Annotated in this window: 17 protein-coding genes; 11 read left to right on the top strand and 6 right to left on the bottom strand. The window is 76.1% G+C overall.

Translation table 11 applies throughout. The features are described from left to right. The first annotated feature begins 25 nt into the window (after positions 1-25). From E5225_RS12120 to E5225_RS12100, 5 genes are all read left to right on the top strand, one after another. Positions 26-1723: an AMP-binding protein gene (locus E5225_RS12120; RefSeq protein WP_135971931.1), complete on the top strand. Its 1698-nt coding sequence runs from the start codon at positions 26-28 to the stop codon at positions 1721-1723. 54 nt (positions 1724-1777) lie between these two features. Beyond that, on the top strand, positions 1778-1999 hold the full coding sequence (locus E5225_RS12115) for a type II toxin-antitoxin system Phd/YefM family antitoxin (RefSeq protein WP_135971930.1): 222 nt from the start codon (positions 1778-1780) through the stop codon (positions 1997-1999). Then, positions 1996-2385, top strand: a complete 390-nt coding sequence (locus tag E5225_RS12110; RefSeq protein ID WP_243738033.1) for a type II toxin-antitoxin system VapC family toxin — start codon at positions 1996-1998, stop codon at positions 2383-2385. Before E5225_RS12115 ends, E5225_RS12110 begins: the two co-directional genes overlap by 4 nt. A 73-nt stretch (positions 2386-2458) precedes the next feature. After that, positions 2459-2890, top strand: coding sequence for a ribonuclease HI (rnhA, locus tag E5225_RS12105; protein WP_135971982.1), 432 nt, complete (start codon positions 2459-2461; stop codon positions 2888-2890). A gap of 83 nt (positions 2891-2973) precedes the next feature. Beyond that, positions 2974-3678, top strand: a complete 705-nt coding sequence (locus E5225_RS12100) for an alpha/beta hydrolase (protein ID WP_243738043.1) — start codon at positions 2974-2976, stop codon at positions 3676-3678. Between the two features lie 8 nt (positions 3679-3686). Here the strand turns inward: E5225_RS12100 and E5225_RS12095 are convergent, their stop codons facing one another. Beyond that, positions 3687-4595, bottom strand: coding sequence for a 3-methyladenine DNA glycosylase (locus E5225_RS12095; RefSeq protein WP_135971929.1), 909 nt, complete (start codon positions 4593-4595; stop codon positions 3687-3689). Between the two features lie 104 nt (positions 4596-4699). On the opposite strand from E5225_RS12095, the gene E5225_RS12090 reads away from it, so the two are divergent. Beyond that, positions 4700-5347 carry a pyridoxine/pyridoxamine 5'-phosphate oxidase gene (locus E5225_RS12090; protein ID WP_243738031.1) on the top strand — a complete coding sequence of 216 codons (648 nt, stop codon included), beginning with the start codon at positions 4700-4702 and terminating at the stop codon, positions 5345-5347. Here E5225_RS12090 and E5225_RS12085 read toward each other — a convergent pair. After that, positions 5296-6441 (bottom strand): heparan-alpha-glucosaminide N-acetyltransferase domain-containing protein, encoded by a 1146-nt coding sequence (locus E5225_RS12085; protein WP_243738030.1) that lies wholly within the window; start codon positions 6439-6441, stop codon positions 5296-5298. The genes E5225_RS12090 and E5225_RS12085 overlap by 52 nt on opposite strands. 144 nt (positions 6442-6585) lie before the next feature. On the opposite strand from E5225_RS12085, the gene E5225_RS12080 reads away from it, so the two are divergent. Then, the gene (locus E5225_RS12080; protein ID WP_135971926.1) at positions 6586-7401 is read left to right on the top strand and encodes a methyltransferase domain-containing protein; all 816 of its coding nucleotides are present in this window, start codon (positions 6586-6588) and stop codon (positions 7399-7401) included. A 37-nt stretch (positions 7402-7438) separates the two neighbouring features. Here E5225_RS12080 and E5225_RS12075 read toward each other — a convergent pair whose 3' ends face one another. Beyond that, positions 7439-8503 carry a GNAT family N-acetyltransferase gene (locus E5225_RS12075; protein ID WP_135971925.1) on the bottom strand — a complete coding sequence of 355 codons (1065 nt, stop codon included), beginning with the start codon at positions 8501-8503 and terminating at the stop codon, positions 7439-7441. Between the two features lie 137 nt (positions 8504-8640). Here E5225_RS12075 and E5225_RS12070 point away from each other — a divergent pair, with 137 nt between their 5' ends. The 4 genes from E5225_RS12070 (at position 8641) to E5225_RS12055 (ending at position 13299) form a co-directional block, all read left to right on the top strand. Next, positions 8641-9423: a fumarylacetoacetate hydrolase family protein gene (locus E5225_RS12070; RefSeq protein ID WP_135971924.1), complete on the top strand. Its 783-nt coding sequence runs from the start codon at positions 8641-8643 to the stop codon at positions 9421-9423. A 107-nt stretch (positions 9424-9530) separates the two neighbouring features. Next, the gene (locus E5225_RS12065) at positions 9531-10994 is read left to right on the top strand and encodes an alanine/glycine:cation symporter family protein (RefSeq protein WP_135971923.1); all 1464 of its coding nucleotides are present in this window, start codon (positions 9531-9533) and stop codon (positions 10992-10994) included. Between the two features lie 35 nt (positions 10995-11029). Then, positions 11030-12529 (top strand): glutamate--tRNA ligase, encoded by a 1500-nt coding sequence (gene gltX, locus E5225_RS12060; protein WP_135971922.1) that lies wholly within the window; start codon positions 11030-11032, stop codon positions 12527-12529. Then, positions 12526-13299: an HAD family hydrolase gene (locus tag E5225_RS12055; RefSeq protein WP_135971921.1), complete on the top strand. Its 774-nt coding sequence runs from the start codon at positions 12526-12528 to the stop codon at positions 13297-13299. Before gltX ends, E5225_RS12055 begins: the two co-directional genes overlap by 4 nt. Before the next feature lie 12 nt (positions 13300-13311). Here E5225_RS12055 and E5225_RS12050 read toward each other — a convergent pair whose 3' ends face one another. From E5225_RS12050 to aroA, 3 genes are all read right to left on the bottom strand, one after another. Continuing rightward, entirely contained in the window at positions 13312-14124 is an 813-nt protein-coding gene (locus E5225_RS12050; protein ID WP_135971920.1) for an inositol monophosphatase family protein, read from the bottom strand. A gap of 81 nt (positions 14125-14205) precedes the next feature. Next, positions 14206-15279, bottom strand: a complete 1074-nt coding sequence (gene rsgA / locus E5225_RS12045; RefSeq protein ID WP_135971919.1) for a ribosome small subunit-dependent GTPase A — start codon at positions 15277-15279, stop codon at positions 14206-14208. Then, positions 15279-16589 carry a 3-phosphoshikimate 1-carboxyvinyltransferase gene (gene aroA, locus E5225_RS12040; protein WP_135971917.1) on the bottom strand — a complete coding sequence of 437 codons (1311 nt, stop codon included), beginning with the start codon at positions 16587-16589 and terminating at the stop codon, positions 15279-15281. Before aroA ends, rsgA begins: the two co-directional genes overlap by 1 nt. Between the last annotated feature and the right edge of the window lie 39 nt (positions 16590-16628).

Below are 16628 nucleotides of genomic sequence, written 5' to 3'. Positions count from 1 at the left end.
CGGGGCCGTAAGTTAGCCTGGAGCCGTGACGAGCCCCACCGACGCGCCCCTGCCCGCCGCCTGGCCGGACGGCGTCCCCCGGGACGTCGACGTGCCCGACGAGCCCCTGACCGCCACGCTCGAGCGCACCGCGCGCGAGCACCCCGACCGCATCGCCGTCGACTTCCTCGGCCGCACCACCACGTGGTCCGAGATCGCCGACCAGGCCGCCCGCGGCGCCGCCGTGCTGCGCGACCTCGGCGTCGGCCCCGGCGACCGCGTCGCCCTCGTGCTGCCCAACTGCACGACCCACCTCGTCGCCTTCTGGGCCGTGCTCCGGCTCGGTGCCGTGGTCGTCGAGCACAACCCGACGTACACCGCGGACGAGCTCGCGCACCAGCTCGCCGACAGCGGCGCCACGGTCGCGGTCGTGTGGGAGCAGGCCGTGCCGCGGGTGCTCGAGGCGCGTGACCGCACGGCCCTGCAGCACGTCGTCGCGGTCGACCTCAGCGCCGACCTGCGGGCCGTCGCGCGCCTGGCGCTGAGCCTGCCCGTGCCGTCCGCCCGCCGCACGCGCGCGGCGATGCGCGGGCCCGTGCCCGCCGACGTGCCGCACTGGCACCGGCTCGTGCGCGCGGCGCGCCCGCTCGACGCCTCCGTGCCCGGCCCCGCCTCGGGCGACGTCGCGCTGCTGCAGTACACCGGCGGCACGACCGGCACGCCCAAGGGGGCCGTGCTCCTGCACCGGAACCTGCTGGCCAACGCCATCCAGGGCCAGGCGTGGACGAAGGCCCGGCCGGGCACCGAGGTCGTCTACGCCGTGCTGCCGTTCTTCCACGCGTTCGGGCTGACGCTGTGCCTGACGTACGCGACGCGCATCGCCGCGACGCTGGTCGTGCTGCCGAGCTTCGACCCGGTGCGGGTCCTCGCCGCGCAGAAGCGGCGCCCCGGCACCTTCCTGCCCGCCGTCCCGCCGATGCTGGACCGGCTCGCCGCGGCGGCCGAGGAGTCCGGGGCCGACCTCACGTCGTTCCGGTACGCGATCAGCGGCGCGATGGCGCTGCCGCGCGCGACGGCCGAGCGCTGGGAGCGCGTCACGCAGGGGCTCGTCATCGAGGGCTACGGCATGACCGAGACGTCCCCCGTGGCGCTCGGGAACCCCATGACCGCGGACCGGCGCCCCGGGGCGCTCGGGCTGCCGTTCCCGTCCACGCGCGTGCGCGTCGTCGACCAGGAGGACCCCACGCGCGAGGTCGCACCCGGCGAGCGCGGCGAGCTCCTCATCTCCGGGCCGCAGGTCTTCGCCGGGTACTGGAACCGTCCCGAGGAGACGGCGCACCAGCTCCTGCCCGACGGCTGGCTGCGCACGGGTGACGTCGTGCAGGTCGAGGAGGACGGCTTCGTCGTCCTGGTCGACCGCATGAAGGAGATGATCGTGACCGGCGGCTTCAAGGTGTACCCGTCACAGGTCGAGGACCACCTGCGCGGCATGCCGGGCGTCCAGGACGTCGCCGTCGTCGGCGAGCCGGCCGGCGACCTGGGCGAGAGCGTCGTCGCCGCCGTGGTGCTCGACGAGGGGGCGACGGGCGTCGACCTCGCCGCCGTCCGCGCCTGGTGCGAGACCCGCCTCGCCCGCTACGCCCTCCCGCGCCGGCTCGTCGTGATGACCGAGCTGCCGCGCTCGCAGGTGGGCAAGGTCCTACGCCGCGTGGTGCGCGAGACGGTCCTGCGCCGGCACGGCTGAGTCGCTGGTCCGACTGGCCTGGTCCAGGTGGACCGGGCCGGATACGATCAGCCCGTGACCACCACGATGAACGTGCAGGACGCCAAGGCGCGCCTGTCGGACCTCATCGCCCGGGCGGAGGACGGCGAGGACGTCGTCATCGCGCGCGCGGGCCGCCCGGTGGTGCGCCTCGTGCCGGTACAGCCGCCACGGCGGCGCTTCGGCGTCATGCGGCTCGAGGTGCCCGCGTCCTTCGACGCACCGCTGGACGAGGACGAGCTGGCGGCCTGGGAGTGAGGTACCTGCTCGACACGCACGTCCTGCTGTGGCTGCTGGGTGACGCCGAGCGGGTGCCGGAGCCGGTCCGTGCCGACCTCGCCGACCCCGGCGTCACCCTGCTCGTCTCGGCGGCCTCCGCGCTCGAGGTGGCCACGAAGCAGCGGCTCGGGAGGCTCGACGTCGGCGACCTCGTCGACGTCTGGGCGCGCCGGGTGGCGGAGATCGGCGGCACCGAGCTGCCCGTCGGTGCCGACCACGCGCTGCTGGCCGGGCGGCTGGGGTGGGACCACCGCGACCCGTTCGACCGCCTGCTGGTCGCGCAGGCCGTCGTCGAGAACGCCACCCTCGTGACGGTCGACGCGCGGGTGCGCGCCTACGGTCGCGCCGCCGTGCTGACGTGGTGACGGCGCACCGCCGCCGTACCGTGTGCGCGTGAGCGACGACGAGCCGACGACGGACGACCTGCCCCGCGTGGAGATGTGGACCGACGGCGCCTGCAAGGGCAACCCCGGGGTGGGCGGCTGGGGCGCGTGGATGCGCTCCGGCCCGCACGAGCGCGAGCTGTTCGGCGGCGAGGAGCTGACGACCAACAACCGCATGGAGCTCACGGCCGTCATCGAGGGCCTGCGCGCGCTCAAGCGACCCTCCGCCGTGCGCCTGCACGTCGACTCGACGTACGTCATGAACGGGCTCACGAAGTGGCTGGCCGGGTGGAAGCGCAACGGCTGGCGGACGGGGGACAAGAAGCCCGTGAAGAACCAGGAGCTGTGGCAGGCGCTCGACGCCGAGGTGGCCCGGCACCACGTCACGTGGGTGTGGGTGAAGGGGCACGCCGGCGACCCCGGCAACGAGCGCGCCGACGGGCTCGCCAACAAGGGTGTCGACGCCGTGCGGGCGGGCGCGCTGTGACGCGGGAGGCCGCGCGCCCTGGCGGCGCGCCGCGCGACGCCGACGCCACGCTCCCGGCCGCGCTCGCGGGCCGGGTCACCGTCGTGGCGGCGGACGGGGACGGGCCCCGCCCGCTCGTACTGGTCCTGCCGGGCGGCGGCTACCGCATGACGGCCGACCACGAGGCCGAGCCGGTGGCGCGGTGGCTCGCCGGGCTGGGGCTCCACGCGGTCGTGCTGCCCTACCCGGTGGCCCCCGAGGGCGCGACCGGTCCGCTGCACCCGGCGCCGCTCGACGCCGCCGCGGCCGCGGTCCGCTGGGTGCGCGCGGGCGGGACCGGCCTCGACGTGGACGCGGGGCGCGTCGGCGTCCTCGGGTTCTCGGCCGGCGGGCACCTCGCCGCGACGCTGTCGACGGTCGAGGACGCCGGCGCGCGCCCCGACGCGACCGTGCTCTGCTACCCGGTGGTCTCGCTGGTCGCCGAGCCCCACGTGGGCTCGGTCGACGCGCTCCTCGGCACGGGCGCCGACGCCGACGCGCGGGCCGCACTCTCGGCGGACCGCCGGGTGACGGCGGCGACGCCCCCGGCCTTCGTGTGGCACACCGCCGACGACGACGCGGTACCCGTGTCCCACGCCGTCCGGTACGCGCAGGCCCTGTGGGCGGTCGGCGTGCCCGCCGAGCTGCACGTGTACCCGACCGGCCGGCACGGCCTCGGCCTGGCGACGGACGACGTGCACGTCGCCCGCTGGGCCGACGCCTGCGCGGCGTGGCTCACGCAGCTGGGCTGGCGGGCGCCGGACGCCTGAACCGGACGTCAGGCCGCGGGCAGCGCCTCGCACACCGCGAGCAGGCGGGAGCGCAGGGCGTTGGCGCGCACCGCGAAGGCGCGCTGCCGGCGCACGTAGTCGGCCTTGCCGTCCGGTGTCTCGATCGCGATCGGGTCGAGGTCGTAGCCGCGCACGTCGTACGGCGACGCCCGCATGTCGACGAGCCGGATCTCGCGGGCGAGCTCGAACGCGTCGAGCACCAGGTCGCCCGGCACCGCGGGGCCCAGCTTGAGGCACCACTTGTAGACGTCCATGTTGGCGTGCAGGCACCCCGGCTGCTCCAGCGCGACCTGGGTCGCGCGGGTGGGCTGCAGCGTGTTGCGCGGCACCGCGGCGGGCGTGAAGAAGCGGAACGCGTCGACGTGCGTGCAGCGGATGCGGTGGCCCTCGACGACCGCGTCGGTGCCCGCGCGCCCGAGCCGCAGGGGGAGCGGGTGCCGGTGCTCGCCGTCGTCCTCGCGGTAGACCATCGCCCACTCGTGCAGCCCGAAGCAGCCGGTCGCCGTCGGCCGGGACGCGGTCGCGCCGACGAGCCCGGCGACGAACCGGACGGCGTCCCCGCGCGCGGCGAGGAAGGCCGGCACGTCGAGCGTCACCGTCCCGTCGTCGCCGGTGCGGTACCACCGCCACGCGGTGTGCGGCGCCGGGCCGTCGGCGTCCGGTGCGAGCGCGACGCCCACGCCGGGGTGCCAGCGGCGCAGCTGCGCGGGCCGGGTCGGGTAGTACTCGTAGAGGAAGTCCTCGATCGCGTGCCGTTCGTGGCGGGACCGGCGCGCGCGGTGCCCGGCGGTGAGGGCGTCGGCGCGGGCCGCGTGGGCGTCCGCCGCGGCGCGCCACGTCGCCGGGGGCAGCACGACGACGTCCGCCGGTGCGGTCGCGGGGGTCGTCGTGCTCACCGCACCAGGGTAGGTCGCGCTGCCCCGGGCTCCGCAGGGCGACGGGCGCCTCGGGGGCGGGGCGGGTGATGGCGTCCCGCGTCCCGCCGCGGCACAGTGGCGCCGTGCGCGAGCTGCTGCGGTCCCTGCCGGCCCTCTCGGGCGACGTCCTGCCGTTCGAGCCCGGCACGGCGCCGGACGACCCCCTGACGTTGTTCGCCGACTGGTTCGCCGCCGCCGTCGACGCCCGCGTGCCCGAGCCGCACGCGGTCACGCTCGCGACCGCCGACGCCGACGGCCGGCCGTCGGCCCGCGTGCTCGTGCTCAAGGACGTCGGGCCCGACGGGTTCGCGTTCGCGACGGACGCACGCAGCGGCAAGGCCCGCGACCTCGCGGCGAACCCGCGGGCGGCGCTCACGTTCTGGTGGCAGCCGGTCGTGCGGCAGGTGCGGGTCGCGGGCGCCGCGCGGTACCTGGGGCCCGAGGTGTCCGCCGCGGACTACCTGGCCCGTTCGCCGGCGTCACGCGCCGCGGCGCTCGGCGTGCGGCCGGGGGAGCCGCTGGGGTCGGTCGCCGGCCTGCGGGCGTCGATGGCGGCCGCCCGCCGGCGGACCGACGCCGAGCCGGGGTTCGTGCTGCCCGAGTGGCAGGCGTGGGTCGTCGTGCCGGAGGTCGTCGAGTTCTGGCAGGGCAGCGCCGACCGGGCGCACGTCCGGCTCGTCTACCGGCGCTCGGGTGACGGGTCATGGGCGCGTTCGCTCGTCTGGCCCTGAGGCACCGGGACGTCGGTGGCGCCCGGCGACGGCGGCGCGGCCTCCCGGGGGGCGTCCGTGCGCGGGGGGAGGGCGTCGGGCGCGACGTCGGCCGCGCGGGTCGACACGGCGTGCAGCACCCACTCCAGGGGCCCACGGCCGACCCACGCCCGCCACGCCCAGCACGCCACCACGATGACGCCCGTGAACCACAGCCACGACGCGGTGGTCGGCGCCCAGACGACATCCGTGCCGAGCGCGGCGATGACGAGCAGGTGCCCGGAGTACGCGGTGAGCGCGAGCGCGCCCGTCGCCGACACGGGGGCGAGCGCGCGCGGCCACCGCAGCCCGACCGCCAGGCACACGGCGAGCACGAGCAGGGCCGTGCCGGTGTTGCCCGCGATCTCGAACGGTGACGACGAGTGCGGCTCCGCCGTCGTGAGCTCGGTGGACCGGCCGAGCGCCGCGGTGACCGCCGCCGCACCGCCGTGGCCCACGACGACGAGCCCGAGCCCGAGCGCGGCGAGCCACGCGTGGACGCGCGGGGAGCGCAGGTCGCTGCGCCCGCCGGCCAGGCCGGTGAGCACGTAGGACATCCAGACGATCGCGGGGTAGTAGTGCCCGATGAGCACGGTCATCGGGTCGACGGGCCGCTCGGCGACGACCGGGAACGCGTCGAACCACGGGCGCACGACGGGGCCGACCACCGCGACGGCGACGGCCGCCGCGGCCAGCACCGGGCGCGACCAGCGCAGCGCGAGCGTCCCCGCGGCGAACATCGCGCCGTAGACGACGAGGATGACGACGACAGGCGTGCCGAGCTCCACGAGCACCGCGCCGAGGACCACGAGCAGCGCCGCCCGGACCAGGATCCGCAGCCGCGCCTGCACGAGCCGCGTGCCCGTCACCGGCCGGTCCCCGCCGGACAGCAGCGCGAGACCGACACCGGCGAGCACGACGAACACCGCCGACGGCCGCCCGTCGGCGAGCTGGGCGAACCCGCCGGGTGGCACGGTCCGCCACGTGTCGTCGGGGCCGACGTGCGCGGCGACCATGCCGAGCACGGCCAGGCCGCGGGCGGTGTCCAGCCCCACGATGCGTCGCACCTTGCGCATGCTAGGCGTCCCGGCGCGGGCGGGCGCGGGCCGGCGGCGGGGGCGGGCGGCCAGCCCGTGCGGTGCGGCCGACTCACGGACCACCATTCGGATGGCGTCGTCCCGGCAGGTGAACTGGACGGTTGTTCCGATCTACAGTGACGTGTGACCTCGCGATCCGACGTCTACACGCACGGCCACCACGAGAGCGTCCTGCGCTCGCACCGGTGGCGGACAGCGGAGAACTCGGCGGCGTACCTGCTGCCCCACCTCGCCCCCGGGCAGGCCCTGCTCGACGTGGGCTGCGGCCCCGGCACGGTGACGATCGACCTCGCCGGCCGCGTCGCGCCGGGCGAGGTCGTCGGCGTCGACATGTCCTCGGCCGTCATCGAGGCGGCCGCGAAGGCGGCGGCCGAGGCGGGCACGCCGAACGTCACGTTCCAGGTGGGCGACGCGTACGCGCTCGACTTCCCGGACGACACGTTCGACGTCGTGCACGCCCACCAGGTGCTGCAGCACCTGTCCGACCCCGTCGCCGCGCTGCGGGAGATGCGCCGCGTCGCGAAGCCGGGTGGTGTGGTCGCGGTGCGGGACGCCGACTACGACGGCATGGCCTGGTACCCGCAGTCCGACGGGCTCGACGACTGGCTCACGCTCTACCAGGAGGTCACGGCGGCCAACCACGCCGACGCGGACGCGGGCCGCAAGCTCCTGTCCTGGGTGCGCGAGGCCGGCTTCGACCCGGCCGGCATCGACCCGACGGCGAGCGCCTGGTGCTACGCGACGCCCCACGACCGCGTGTGGTGGGCGGACCTCTGGGCCGACCGCTGCGTGCGCTCGCACTTCGCCGCGCAGGCCATCGAGCACGGCCTGGCCGACGAGGTCGGGCTCGAGCAGCTCGCCGACGCGTGGCACGCGTGGGGCAACCAGGAGGACGGCTGGTTCTCGATCCTGCACGGCGAGGTCGTCGCCCGCGCCTGACCGCCCGCGCCCGACCGCCCGCGCCCGACCGCCCGCGCTACGGCAGGTCGTCCACCCGCACGTCGCGGTGCCAGGACTGCGTGACGACGGACGTGCCGAAGCCGAGCGAGCGGTACAGCGCGTCCGCACCGGTGGGCGAGTCGGCGTCGACCTCGAGCGCGACGTACGACCGCCCGCGTGCGGCCGCGTCCGCGATCGCCGCCCCCAGCAGCCCCCGGGCGGCGCCCCGCCCGCGGGCGCTGCGCAGGACGCCGAGGTACGCGACGTACGTGCCGTCCGGTGCGCCGTCGCGGCCGGGGGAGACGCTGGCGACGAGCGCGCCCACCGGTCGTGACGGCTCGCCGGCGTCGACGGACTCGGCGAGCCACCAGTGGTCCCAGCGGTGGCCCGGGTCCGCCCGCAGCCGCGAGACGAGCTCGTCGAACCGCTCGGGACGGTAGTTGAAGTGGTCGGTGAACGACTCCTCGAGCACCACGTGCACCGCGAGGAGGTCGGCCCCGTCGGGCATGCCGTCGTCGCCCCGGCGGACCCGCCGGACGCGGACCCGCTCCGGCGACGCACCCGGCGCGGGGTCGGCGTCCGCCGGGACGGTCGGGCGGGTCATCTGCAGCCACGTGCGCACCTGGGCGTAGCCGGCCGCGCGCAACCACCGCTGCTGACGGTCGTCCGTCGCGAAGGCCCCGCTGTCCACCTGCGTCACGGTCAGGCCCCGGCCGGCGGCGACGTGCCGTGCGGCGGCGTCGGCCCAGTCGAAGGCGGCGGCGGCGACCGCGTCGGCCGTCGCGTCGTCCAGCGCCGGGTCGACGAGCACCTGGACGAGGACCCGTCCCTCGGCGCGGTCCTGCGCCGACGCCCAGGCCCGCACCTCCCGCCGCTCGTCGAGGGCGAGGACGTGCCGGTGGGTGGCGGCCCCGTCCGTGAGCACGGCGTCCACGGCGCTGCGGTGGCTCGACGCGGCCCCGGTGGCGGCGGCCTCGTGCCGCCCGAGGAGCGCGTGCAGCGCGGGCGCGTCGGCCGCGTCCGCGGGACGCGCGGTCCAGCCGGGAGGGAGCCCCTCGAGCGGCGGGTCGGCGGGCGCGGGCAGGCGGGGAGAGGAGGACATCGCCCCCTATCGTCGGCGCGGCGCGCCGTGAAAGCACGTCGGGCGGGTGTGACGCTGCCCGTCACCCGGCCCCCTCGCACGGTGCGGCGTCGGCGCCGTGCCCGGGCGCGCCGCCGACGCGCGCCTAGGCTGGGGCCGTGCGCATCGCGAGGTTCACCACCGGCTCCGACCCCCGCTACGCCCTCGTGGAGGGCGACCCCGGCCACGAGGAGCTCGTCGTCATCACCGGCGACCCCATCTACACACCCGTGCAGCCGACCGGCGAGCGGGTCCGGCTCGACGGCGACGGCGTCCGCCTGCTCGCCCCGGTCATCCCGCGCTCGAAGATCGTCGGCGTCGGCCGCAACTACGCGGCGCACGCCGCCGAGCTGGGCAACGAGGTGCCGACGGCGCCCCTGCTGTTCCTCAAGCCGAACACCTCCGTCATCGGCCCCGACGACCCGATCGTCCTGCCCGACTGGACCGAGCGCGTCGAGCACGAGGCCGAGCTCGCCGTCGTCATCGGCAAGGTGACGAAGGACGTGACGCCGGACCGTGCCCTCGACCACGTCTTCGGCTTCACGGTCGCGAACGACGTGACGGGACGCGACGTGCAGAAGTCGGACGCGCAGTGGACGCGCGGCAAGGGCTTCGACACGTCGTGCCCGATCGGCCCGTGGGTCGTGCCGGGGCTCGACGTGGACGACCTGCGCGTGTCCGCGCGCGTCAACGGCGAGACCCGCCAGGACGGGCGCACGTCGCAGATGATCTTCGACACCGCGTTCCTGATCTCCTACGCGTCCGAGGTGTTCACGCTGCTGCCGGGGGACGTCATCCTCACGGGCACGCCCGCGGGCGTGGGGCCGATCGACCACCGCGACGTCGTCGAGGTCGAGGTCGAGGACATCGGCGTGCTGCGCAACCCGGTCGTCCGCCGCTGACCGGGCACCCCGGCTGACCCGCGACCCGACGGGCCCGCGGCACCAGCCGGTGCGGCGCGCGGCCGAGGCTCCTACGCTCGGCTGATCGGCGTACCGGGGGGCTGCGCATGGACCTGCAGGTCGGCATCGACTGGCTGACGAACGCGCTCTACTCGTACTGGCTCGTCTACCTGCTCGTCGGCGTGGGGCTCTGGTTCACGTTGCGCACGGGGTTCGTGCAGGTGCGGCTCTTCCCGGCGATGCTGCGCCAGGTGCTGTCGTCGCGGCACGACGCCGCCGGGGGCATCTCGTCGTTCCAGGCGTTCGCCGTCGGGCTCGCGTCGCGCGTCGGCACGGGCAACATCGCGGGCGTCGCGGTGGCCCTGACGCTGGGCGGCCCCGGCGCGATCTTCTGGATGTGGGTCGTCGCGCTGATCGGCATGGCGACGGCGTTCGTCGAGGCGACGCTCGCGCAGGTGTTCAAGGTGCGCGCCGACGACGGCTCGTACCGCGGCGGGCCGGCGTACTACATCGAGCGCGGGCTCGGCTCGCGCCGGTGGGGCGTCGTCTTCGCGGTGCTGCTCGTCGTGACCTTCGGCTTCGCCTTCAACATGGTCCAGGCCAACACGATCGCGGAGACGCTGGCGTCCGGGCACAGCCTGCCGGTCGCGTGGACGGCCGTGGCGCTCGTGGTCCTCGCGGCACCGGTCCTCTTCGGCGGGGTCCGCCGGGTGGCCCGGGTGGCGGAGGTCGCGCTGCCGCTCATGGCGGCGCTGTACCTGCTGGTCGCGCTCGTCGTCGTCGTGCTGAACCTGGGTGCCGTGCCCGACGCGTTCGCGCAGATCCTGCGCGGTGCGTTCGGGCTCGACAGCGCGCTCGCGGGCACGGGCGGCGGCGTCCTCGCCGCGGTCCTCAACGGCACCAAGCGCGGCCTGTTCTCGAACGAGGCGGGGATGGGGTCGGCGCCCAACGCGGCCGCGACGGCGACCGTGTCGCACCCCGTCAAGCAGGGGCTCATCCAGTCGCTCGGCGTGTTCGTCGACACGATGCTCGTGTGCTCGGCGACCGCGATGCTCGTCCTGCTCGCCGGTCCGGACGTCTACTCGCCGGGCGAGACGGGGGCGAGCGCCGGCGCGGCGCTGACCGCCGCCGCCGTCGCGCACGAGCTCGGCGGGTGGACGACGTGGCTGATGAGCGTCGTCGTGTTCACGTTCGCGTTCTCCTCGGTGCTCGGCAACTACGCGTACGCCGAGGTCAACCTCACGTTCCTCGGCGTCCACGGGCGTGCGCTCACGGCGCTGCGCACGCTCGTCCTCGCGGCGGTGGGCCTCGGCTCGCTGCTCGCGCTGACGACCGTGTGGGCGGTCGCCGACATCGCGATGGCGCTGATGGCGATGGTGAACCTCGTCGCGATCCTGCTGCTGTCCCGGTGGGCGCTCGGCGCGCTCGCGGACTACCGGGCGGCGCGCGCCGGCGGCACCGACGCGCGGTTCGTCGGGCAGGGCAACGCGCTGCTGCCCGGTGACGTGCCCGGCGACGTCTGGGGGGCGGGCGTCCGGGACGGGGTGCAGGTCCCGCGCTCGCTAGGCTGAGGAGGATCCCACCCGTCCCGACCCCGAGGTGACCCGTGCCCAGCAGTGCCGTCCGCGTCCGCTTCTGCCCCTCGCCGACCGGCACGCCGCACGTGGGGCTGATCCGCACGGCGCTGTTCAACTGGGCGTACGCCCGGCACGTCGGCGGCACGTTCGTGTTCCGGATCGAGGACACCGACCCGTCACGCGACTCGCAGGAGAGCTACGAGCAGCTGCTCGACGCGCTGCGCTGGCTCGGGCTGGACTGGGACGAGGGCGTCGAGGTCGGCGGCCCGTACGAGCCGTACCGGCAGTCGCAGCGCTACGACCTGTACCGGGACGTCACCCGCCGGCTGGTCGAGGGCGGGTACGCGTACGAGTCGTTCTCGACGCCGGAGGAGGTCGAGGCCCGCCACCGCGCGGCGGGACGCGACCCCAAGCTCGGCTACGACGGCTACGACCGCGCCCTGACCGACGAGCAGAAGGCCGCGTACCGCGCCGAGGGCCGCGAGCCGGTCCTGCGCCTGCGCATGCCGGACGAGGACGTGACGTTCACGGACCTCGTCCGGGGCGACGTGACGTTCAAGGCGGGGTCCGTGCCGGACTTCGTCATCGTCCGCGGCAACGGCCACCCGCTGTACACCCTGGTCAACCCGGTCGACGACGCGCTGATGGGCATCACCCACGTGCTGCGCGGCGAGGACCTGCTGTCGTCGACGCCCCGCCAGGTCGTGCTCTACCGGGCGCTGCTCGACCTCGGCGTGGCCACGGTGATGCCGCAGTTCGGTCACCTGCCCTACGTCATGGGCGAGGGCAACAAGAAGCTCTCGAAGCGGGACCCGGAGTCGAACCTCTTCCTGCACCGCGCCCGGGGCTTCACGCCCGAGGGCCTGCTCAACTACCTCGCCCTGCTGGGCTGGTCCATCGCGCCCGACCGCGACGTGTTCTCCGTCGAGGAGATGGTCGCCGCGTTCGACGTCGCGGACGTCAACCCGAACCCCGCGCGCTTCGACGTCAAGAAGGCCGAGGCGATCAACGCCGCGCACGTGCGACTGCTCGCGCCCGAGGACTTCCGCGCCCGCCTCGTGCCGTACCTGCACGCCGCCGGCCTGGTCCCCGCCGCCACCTACGCGGACCTGTCGGACGAGCACCGTGCGCTGCTCGACGCGGCCGCGCCCCTCGTGCAGGAGCGCATGACGCTGCTCGGCGAGGCGGTCGGCATGCTGGGCTTCCTGTTCGTCACCGACGACGCGCTCGAGGTCGCCGAGGACGCGCGCGGCGCACTGCGGCCGGAGGCCGGCGACGTGCTGGACGCGGCCGCCCGCGTCCTCGCCGACCTGCCCGCCGACGGCTTCACGACCGACGCGACGCAGGCCGCGCTGCAGGAGGCGCTGGTCGACGGGCTCGGCATCAAGCCGCGGTTCGCGTACACGCCGCTGCGCGTGGCGCTCACCGGCCGCCGCGTCTCGCCGCCCCTGTTCGAGTCGATGGAGATCCTCGGCAAGGACGCGACGCTCGCACGCATCGCCCGGCTGCGCGCCACGCTCGACGCGTGACGGGCGCCCGGCCGGCCGGCACGGCGGGGGAGCGGCTCGTCGACGGCGTGCTCCTCGACATCGACGACACGCTCGTCGACACGCGCGCGGCGTTCCGCGCGGCCATCGCGGACACGCTCGCGGCGTACGTCGGGGACGTCGACGACGCCACGGTCGACGCGGCCCTCGCGGCGTGGCGGGCGGACGTCAACGGCCACTACCGCGCATACACGCGCGGCGAGGTGGACCACCGCACGCAGCGGATGGCGCGCGCCAACGAGCTGCACGCCGCGTTCGGCGGGCCGGTGCTCGACGACGTCGCGTACGACGCCTGGGACGCGCGCTTCGACGCGGCGTTCCGCGCCGGCTGGGTGGCCCACGAGGACGCCGTCGCGGGGCTGCGCGCGCTGCTCGACGCCGGGGTCGTCGTCGGCGCCCTGACCAACGCCGCCTCGGCGTACCAGACGGACAAGCTGGTGCGCGCGGGGCTCGACGCCCACCTCCGGGTGCTCGTGGGCGTGGACACGCTGGGCGTCGGCAAGCCCGACGCGCGCGTGTTCGTCGAGGCGTGCCGGCGGCTCGGCACGGACCCGGCCCGCACCGCCTACGTCGGCGACGAGCTGGACGTCGACGCGCGCGCCGCCGTCGCGGCGGGTCTCGTCGGGGTGTGGCTCGACCGGCCGGGCGTGCGCCGCGTCCCGGTGAGCGACGAGGACCTCGCGGCCGCGCGGGCCGCCGGCGTGCACGTCGTCACGTCGCTGGCGGCCCTGCCGGGCGTGCTCGGGCTCTGAGCGGGACGGCGGTCAGGCGCCCTCGGCGTCGACCGGTGTGCGGGCCGCCAGCGCCGCCAGCACCTCGTCGTGCAGCAGGCCGTTCGTCGCGAGGGCGTTGCCGCCGCCCGGTCCGGGGACCCCGTCGACGGAGGTGAACCGCCCGCCCGCCTCCGTGACGATCGGCACGAGCGCCGCCATGTCGTGCAGCGCCAGCTCGGGCTCGGTCGCGACGTCGACCGCACCCTCGGCGACCAGCACGTAGGACCAGAAGTCGCCGTACGCCCGGGTGCGCCACACCCGCCGCGTCAGGTCGAGGAACGGCTGCAGCCGTCCCTCCTCCTCCCAGCCGGTGAGGCTGGAGTAGGACAGGGACGCGTCCTCGAGCCGTGCGACCGACGACACGTGCAGGCGCGTCGCCGCGGCCAGCGACCGGCCCGTCCAGGCGCCCGTGCCCTTCGCGGCCCACCAGCGCTTGCCCAGCGCCGGCGCGCTCACCACGCCGAGCACGACCTCGTCGCCGTCCATGAGCGCGAGCAGCGTGGCCCACACGGGCACCCCGCGCACGAAGTTCTTCGTCCCGTCGATCGGGTCCACGATCCACCGGCGGGGTCCGTGCCCCGTGTCCGCCATCTCCTCGCCGTGCACGGCGTCCCGCGACCGCAGGCGCGACAGGCCGGTGCGGACGAGCTCCTCCGCGGCGCGGTCGGCGTCGGAGACGGGCGTCAGGTCCGGCTTCGTCTCCACGCGCAGGTCCAGCGCCTTGAACCGCGCCATCGTCACGGAGTCGACCTGGTCGGTGATCACGTGGGCCAGGCGCAGGTCGTCGTCGTACGCGGTCGCCATGCGTGCTCCTTCGTCGGTGGTCGCGCGCCACCGTACCGGTGCGGCGACCCGCCGGCCGGGGCGCGCCGCCGCGCGCCGGGGTCAGCGCGTCGGCTCCTCCGGCTCGGGGGCGCCGAGCCTGCTCACGAGCAGGCGCCGGAACGAGTCGACGCGCGCCGCGCGGGCGGCGCGGACGACGTCGTCGGGGGCGGCCGCGACCCAGTCGTCGAGCCCGCAGTCGGGGGAGCCGGCGAGGTGGGTGCAGCCGCGCGGGCACTCGCGCGCGACCGCGGCGAGGTCGGGGAAGGCGCGCACCAGCCGCTCCGGCTCCACGTGCGCGAGACCGAACGACCGCACGCCCGGGGTGTCCACCACCCAGGTCGGCGTGGACGTGCCCGGCAGCTCCAGCGCGACGGCCGACGTCGACGTGTGCCGCCCGCGCCCGGTCACGTCGTTGACGACGCCGGTGGCCCGGTGCGCGTCCGGCACCAGCGCGTTGACGAGGGTCGACTTGCCCACGCCCGAGTGCCCGACCAGCACGGACAGGCGCCCGTCGAGCGCGGCGCGCAGCTCGTCGAGCCCGGTGATCGTGCGCTCACCCGTCACGGGGTCCTCGGCGCGCCGGGTCACGACCACCTCGACGCCGATCGGGGCGTACAGCGCGACGAGCTCGTCGGGCGGCGCGAGATCCGCCTTCGTGAGCGCGAGCAGCACGTCCATGCCCGCGTCGTAGGCGGCGACGACGCAGCGGTCGATCATGCGGGTGCGCGGCTCCGGGTCCGCGAGGGCCGTGACGACGACGAGCCGGTCGGCGTTCGCGACGATGACCCGCTCGACCGCGTCGGTGTCGTCGGCCGTGCGCCGCAGCACCGTGCGCCGCTCGCCGATCCGCACGATGCGGGCGAGCGTGTCCCTGCCGCCCGAGGTGTCGCCGACGACGTCCACCCGGTCACCCGGCACCACGCGCTGGCGGCCGAGCTCGCGCGCCTTCATCGCCAGCACGCGCGTCTCGTCCGGCGTGCCCGGCTCGACCAGGACGGTGTACCGCCCGCGGTCGACGGCGACCACCATGGCGCTGCGGGCGTCCTCGTGGGCGGGCCGCTGCTTGGTGCGCGGCCGCGACCCCCGACCGGGACGGATCCGCACGTCCCGCTCGTCGTAGCGCCGCTCCGCCATCAGGCGGGGGCCCCCGCGCGCGACCCCGCGAGCATGTGCGACCACATGCCGACGAAGTCGGGCAGCGTCTTCGACGTCGTCGCGACGTCCTCGACCGCCACGCCCGGGACGCGGAGCCCGACCAGCGCGCCCGCGGTGGCCATGCGGTGGTCCGCGTACGAGCGCCACGCGGCGCCCGTGAGCGGGCCGGGGGTGACGACGAGGCCGTCCTCGGTCTGCTCCGCGTGCCCGCCGACGCGCGTGATCTCGGCCGCCAGCGCGGCCAGCCGGTCGGTCTCGTGACCCCGCAGGTGCGCGATGCCCCGCAGCCGCGTGGGGGAGTCGGCGAGCGCGGCGAGCGCCGCGATCGTCGGCGCGAGCTCCCCCGCGGCGTGCAGGTCGAGGTCGACGCCGTGGACCGTCCCGGTGCCCGTCACGGTCAGCACGTCGCCGTCGAGCGACGCCGTGCCGCCCATGCGCTCGAGGATGCCGGGCACGAGCGCCCCGGGCTGGGTCGTGCTCGACGGCCACCCCGGCACCCGCACCGTGCCGCCGGCGACGAGCGCGGCGCACAGGAACGGCGCGGCGTTGGACAGGTCCGGCTCCACGCGGACGTCGCGGCCGGCGATGGCGCCGGGCTCGACGCGCCACGTCGCGGGCGCGGAGTCGTCGACCACGACCCCGGCGGCCCGCAGCACCTCCACGGTCATCGCGATGTGCGGCAGGCTCGGCAGGGTCGCACCCGTGTGGCGGACGGTGAGACCGTCGGTGCAGCGCGCGCCGGTCAGCAGCAGGCCGGACACGAACTGGCTGGAGCCCGACGAGTCGACGTCGACCGAGCCGCCCGCGAGCCCGCCCCGGCCGTGCACGGTGAACGGCAGGAAGCCCGGCTCGCCGTGCCACTCGACGCGCACGCCGAGCTGCTCCAGCGCGGACAGCACGGGCCCCATCGGCCGCACGCGCGCCTGCGGGTCGCCGTCGAAGCGCACGGGGCCGTCGGCCAGGGCCGCCACCGGCGGCAGGAACCGCATGACCGTGCCGGCCAGGCCGCACGCGACGTCCACGCCGCCGCGCACCGGACCGGGGGTGACGGTCCAGTCGGACCCGTCCTCCTCGACCCGGGCGCCGAGCGAGCGCAGCGCCGCGGCCATGAGCTGCGTGTCGCGGCTCGCGAGCACACCCCGCAGGCGGCTGGGGGAGTCGCCGAGCGCCGCGAGCACCAGGTACCGGTTCGACAGCGACTTCGAGCCGGGGACCTCCACCGTCGCGTCGAGCGGGCCGGTCGCGGACGGTGCGGCCCAGAGGTGCGGCGCGGCGGAGGTGGTGGTCATGGCGGCCAGGCTATCGGCGGGCGCGGACGTCCGTCGGGC

The organism is Cellulomonas shaoxiangyii (assembly GCF_004798685.1).
In the GTDB taxonomy this organism is placed as follows: domain Bacteria; phylum Actinomycetota; class Actinomycetes; order Actinomycetales; family Cellulomonadaceae; genus Cellulomonas; species Cellulomonas shaoxiangyii.
Note: the sequence above shows the minus strand (reverse complement) of the source record. Positions and strands in the feature narration are given on the sequence as shown.

What these genes read in the sequence shown, in the direction of transcription:
- E5225_RS12075 (WP_135971925.1), bottom strand. Translation starts at nt 8,503, where the DNA reads ATGTCCTCCTCTCCCCGCCTGCCCGCGCCCGCCGACCCGCCGCTCGAG.
- E5225_RS12085 (WP_243738030.1), bottom strand. Translation starts at nt 6,441, where the DNA reads ATGCGCAAGGTGCGACGCATCGTGGGGCTGGACACCGCCCGCGGCCTG.
- aroA (WP_135971917.1), bottom strand. Translation starts at nt 16,589, where the DNA reads ATGACCACCACCTCCGCCGCGCCGCACCTCTGGGCCGCACCGTCCGCG.
- E5225_RS12065 (WP_135971923.1), top strand. Translation starts at nt 9,531, where the DNA reads ATGGACCTGCAGGTCGGCATCGACTGGCTGACGAACGCGCTCTACTCG.
- rsgA (WP_135971919.1), bottom strand. Translation starts at nt 15,279, where the DNA reads ATGGCGGAGCGGCGCTACGACGAGCGGGACGTGCGGATCCGTCCCGGT.
- rnhA (WP_135971982.1), top strand. Translation starts at nt 2,459, where the DNA reads ATGTGGACCGACGGCGCCTGCAAGGGCAACCCCGGGGTGGGCGGCTGG.
- E5225_RS12050 (WP_135971920.1), bottom strand. Translation starts at nt 14,124, where the DNA reads ATGGCGACCGCGTACGACGACGACCTGCGCCTGGCCCACGTGATCACC.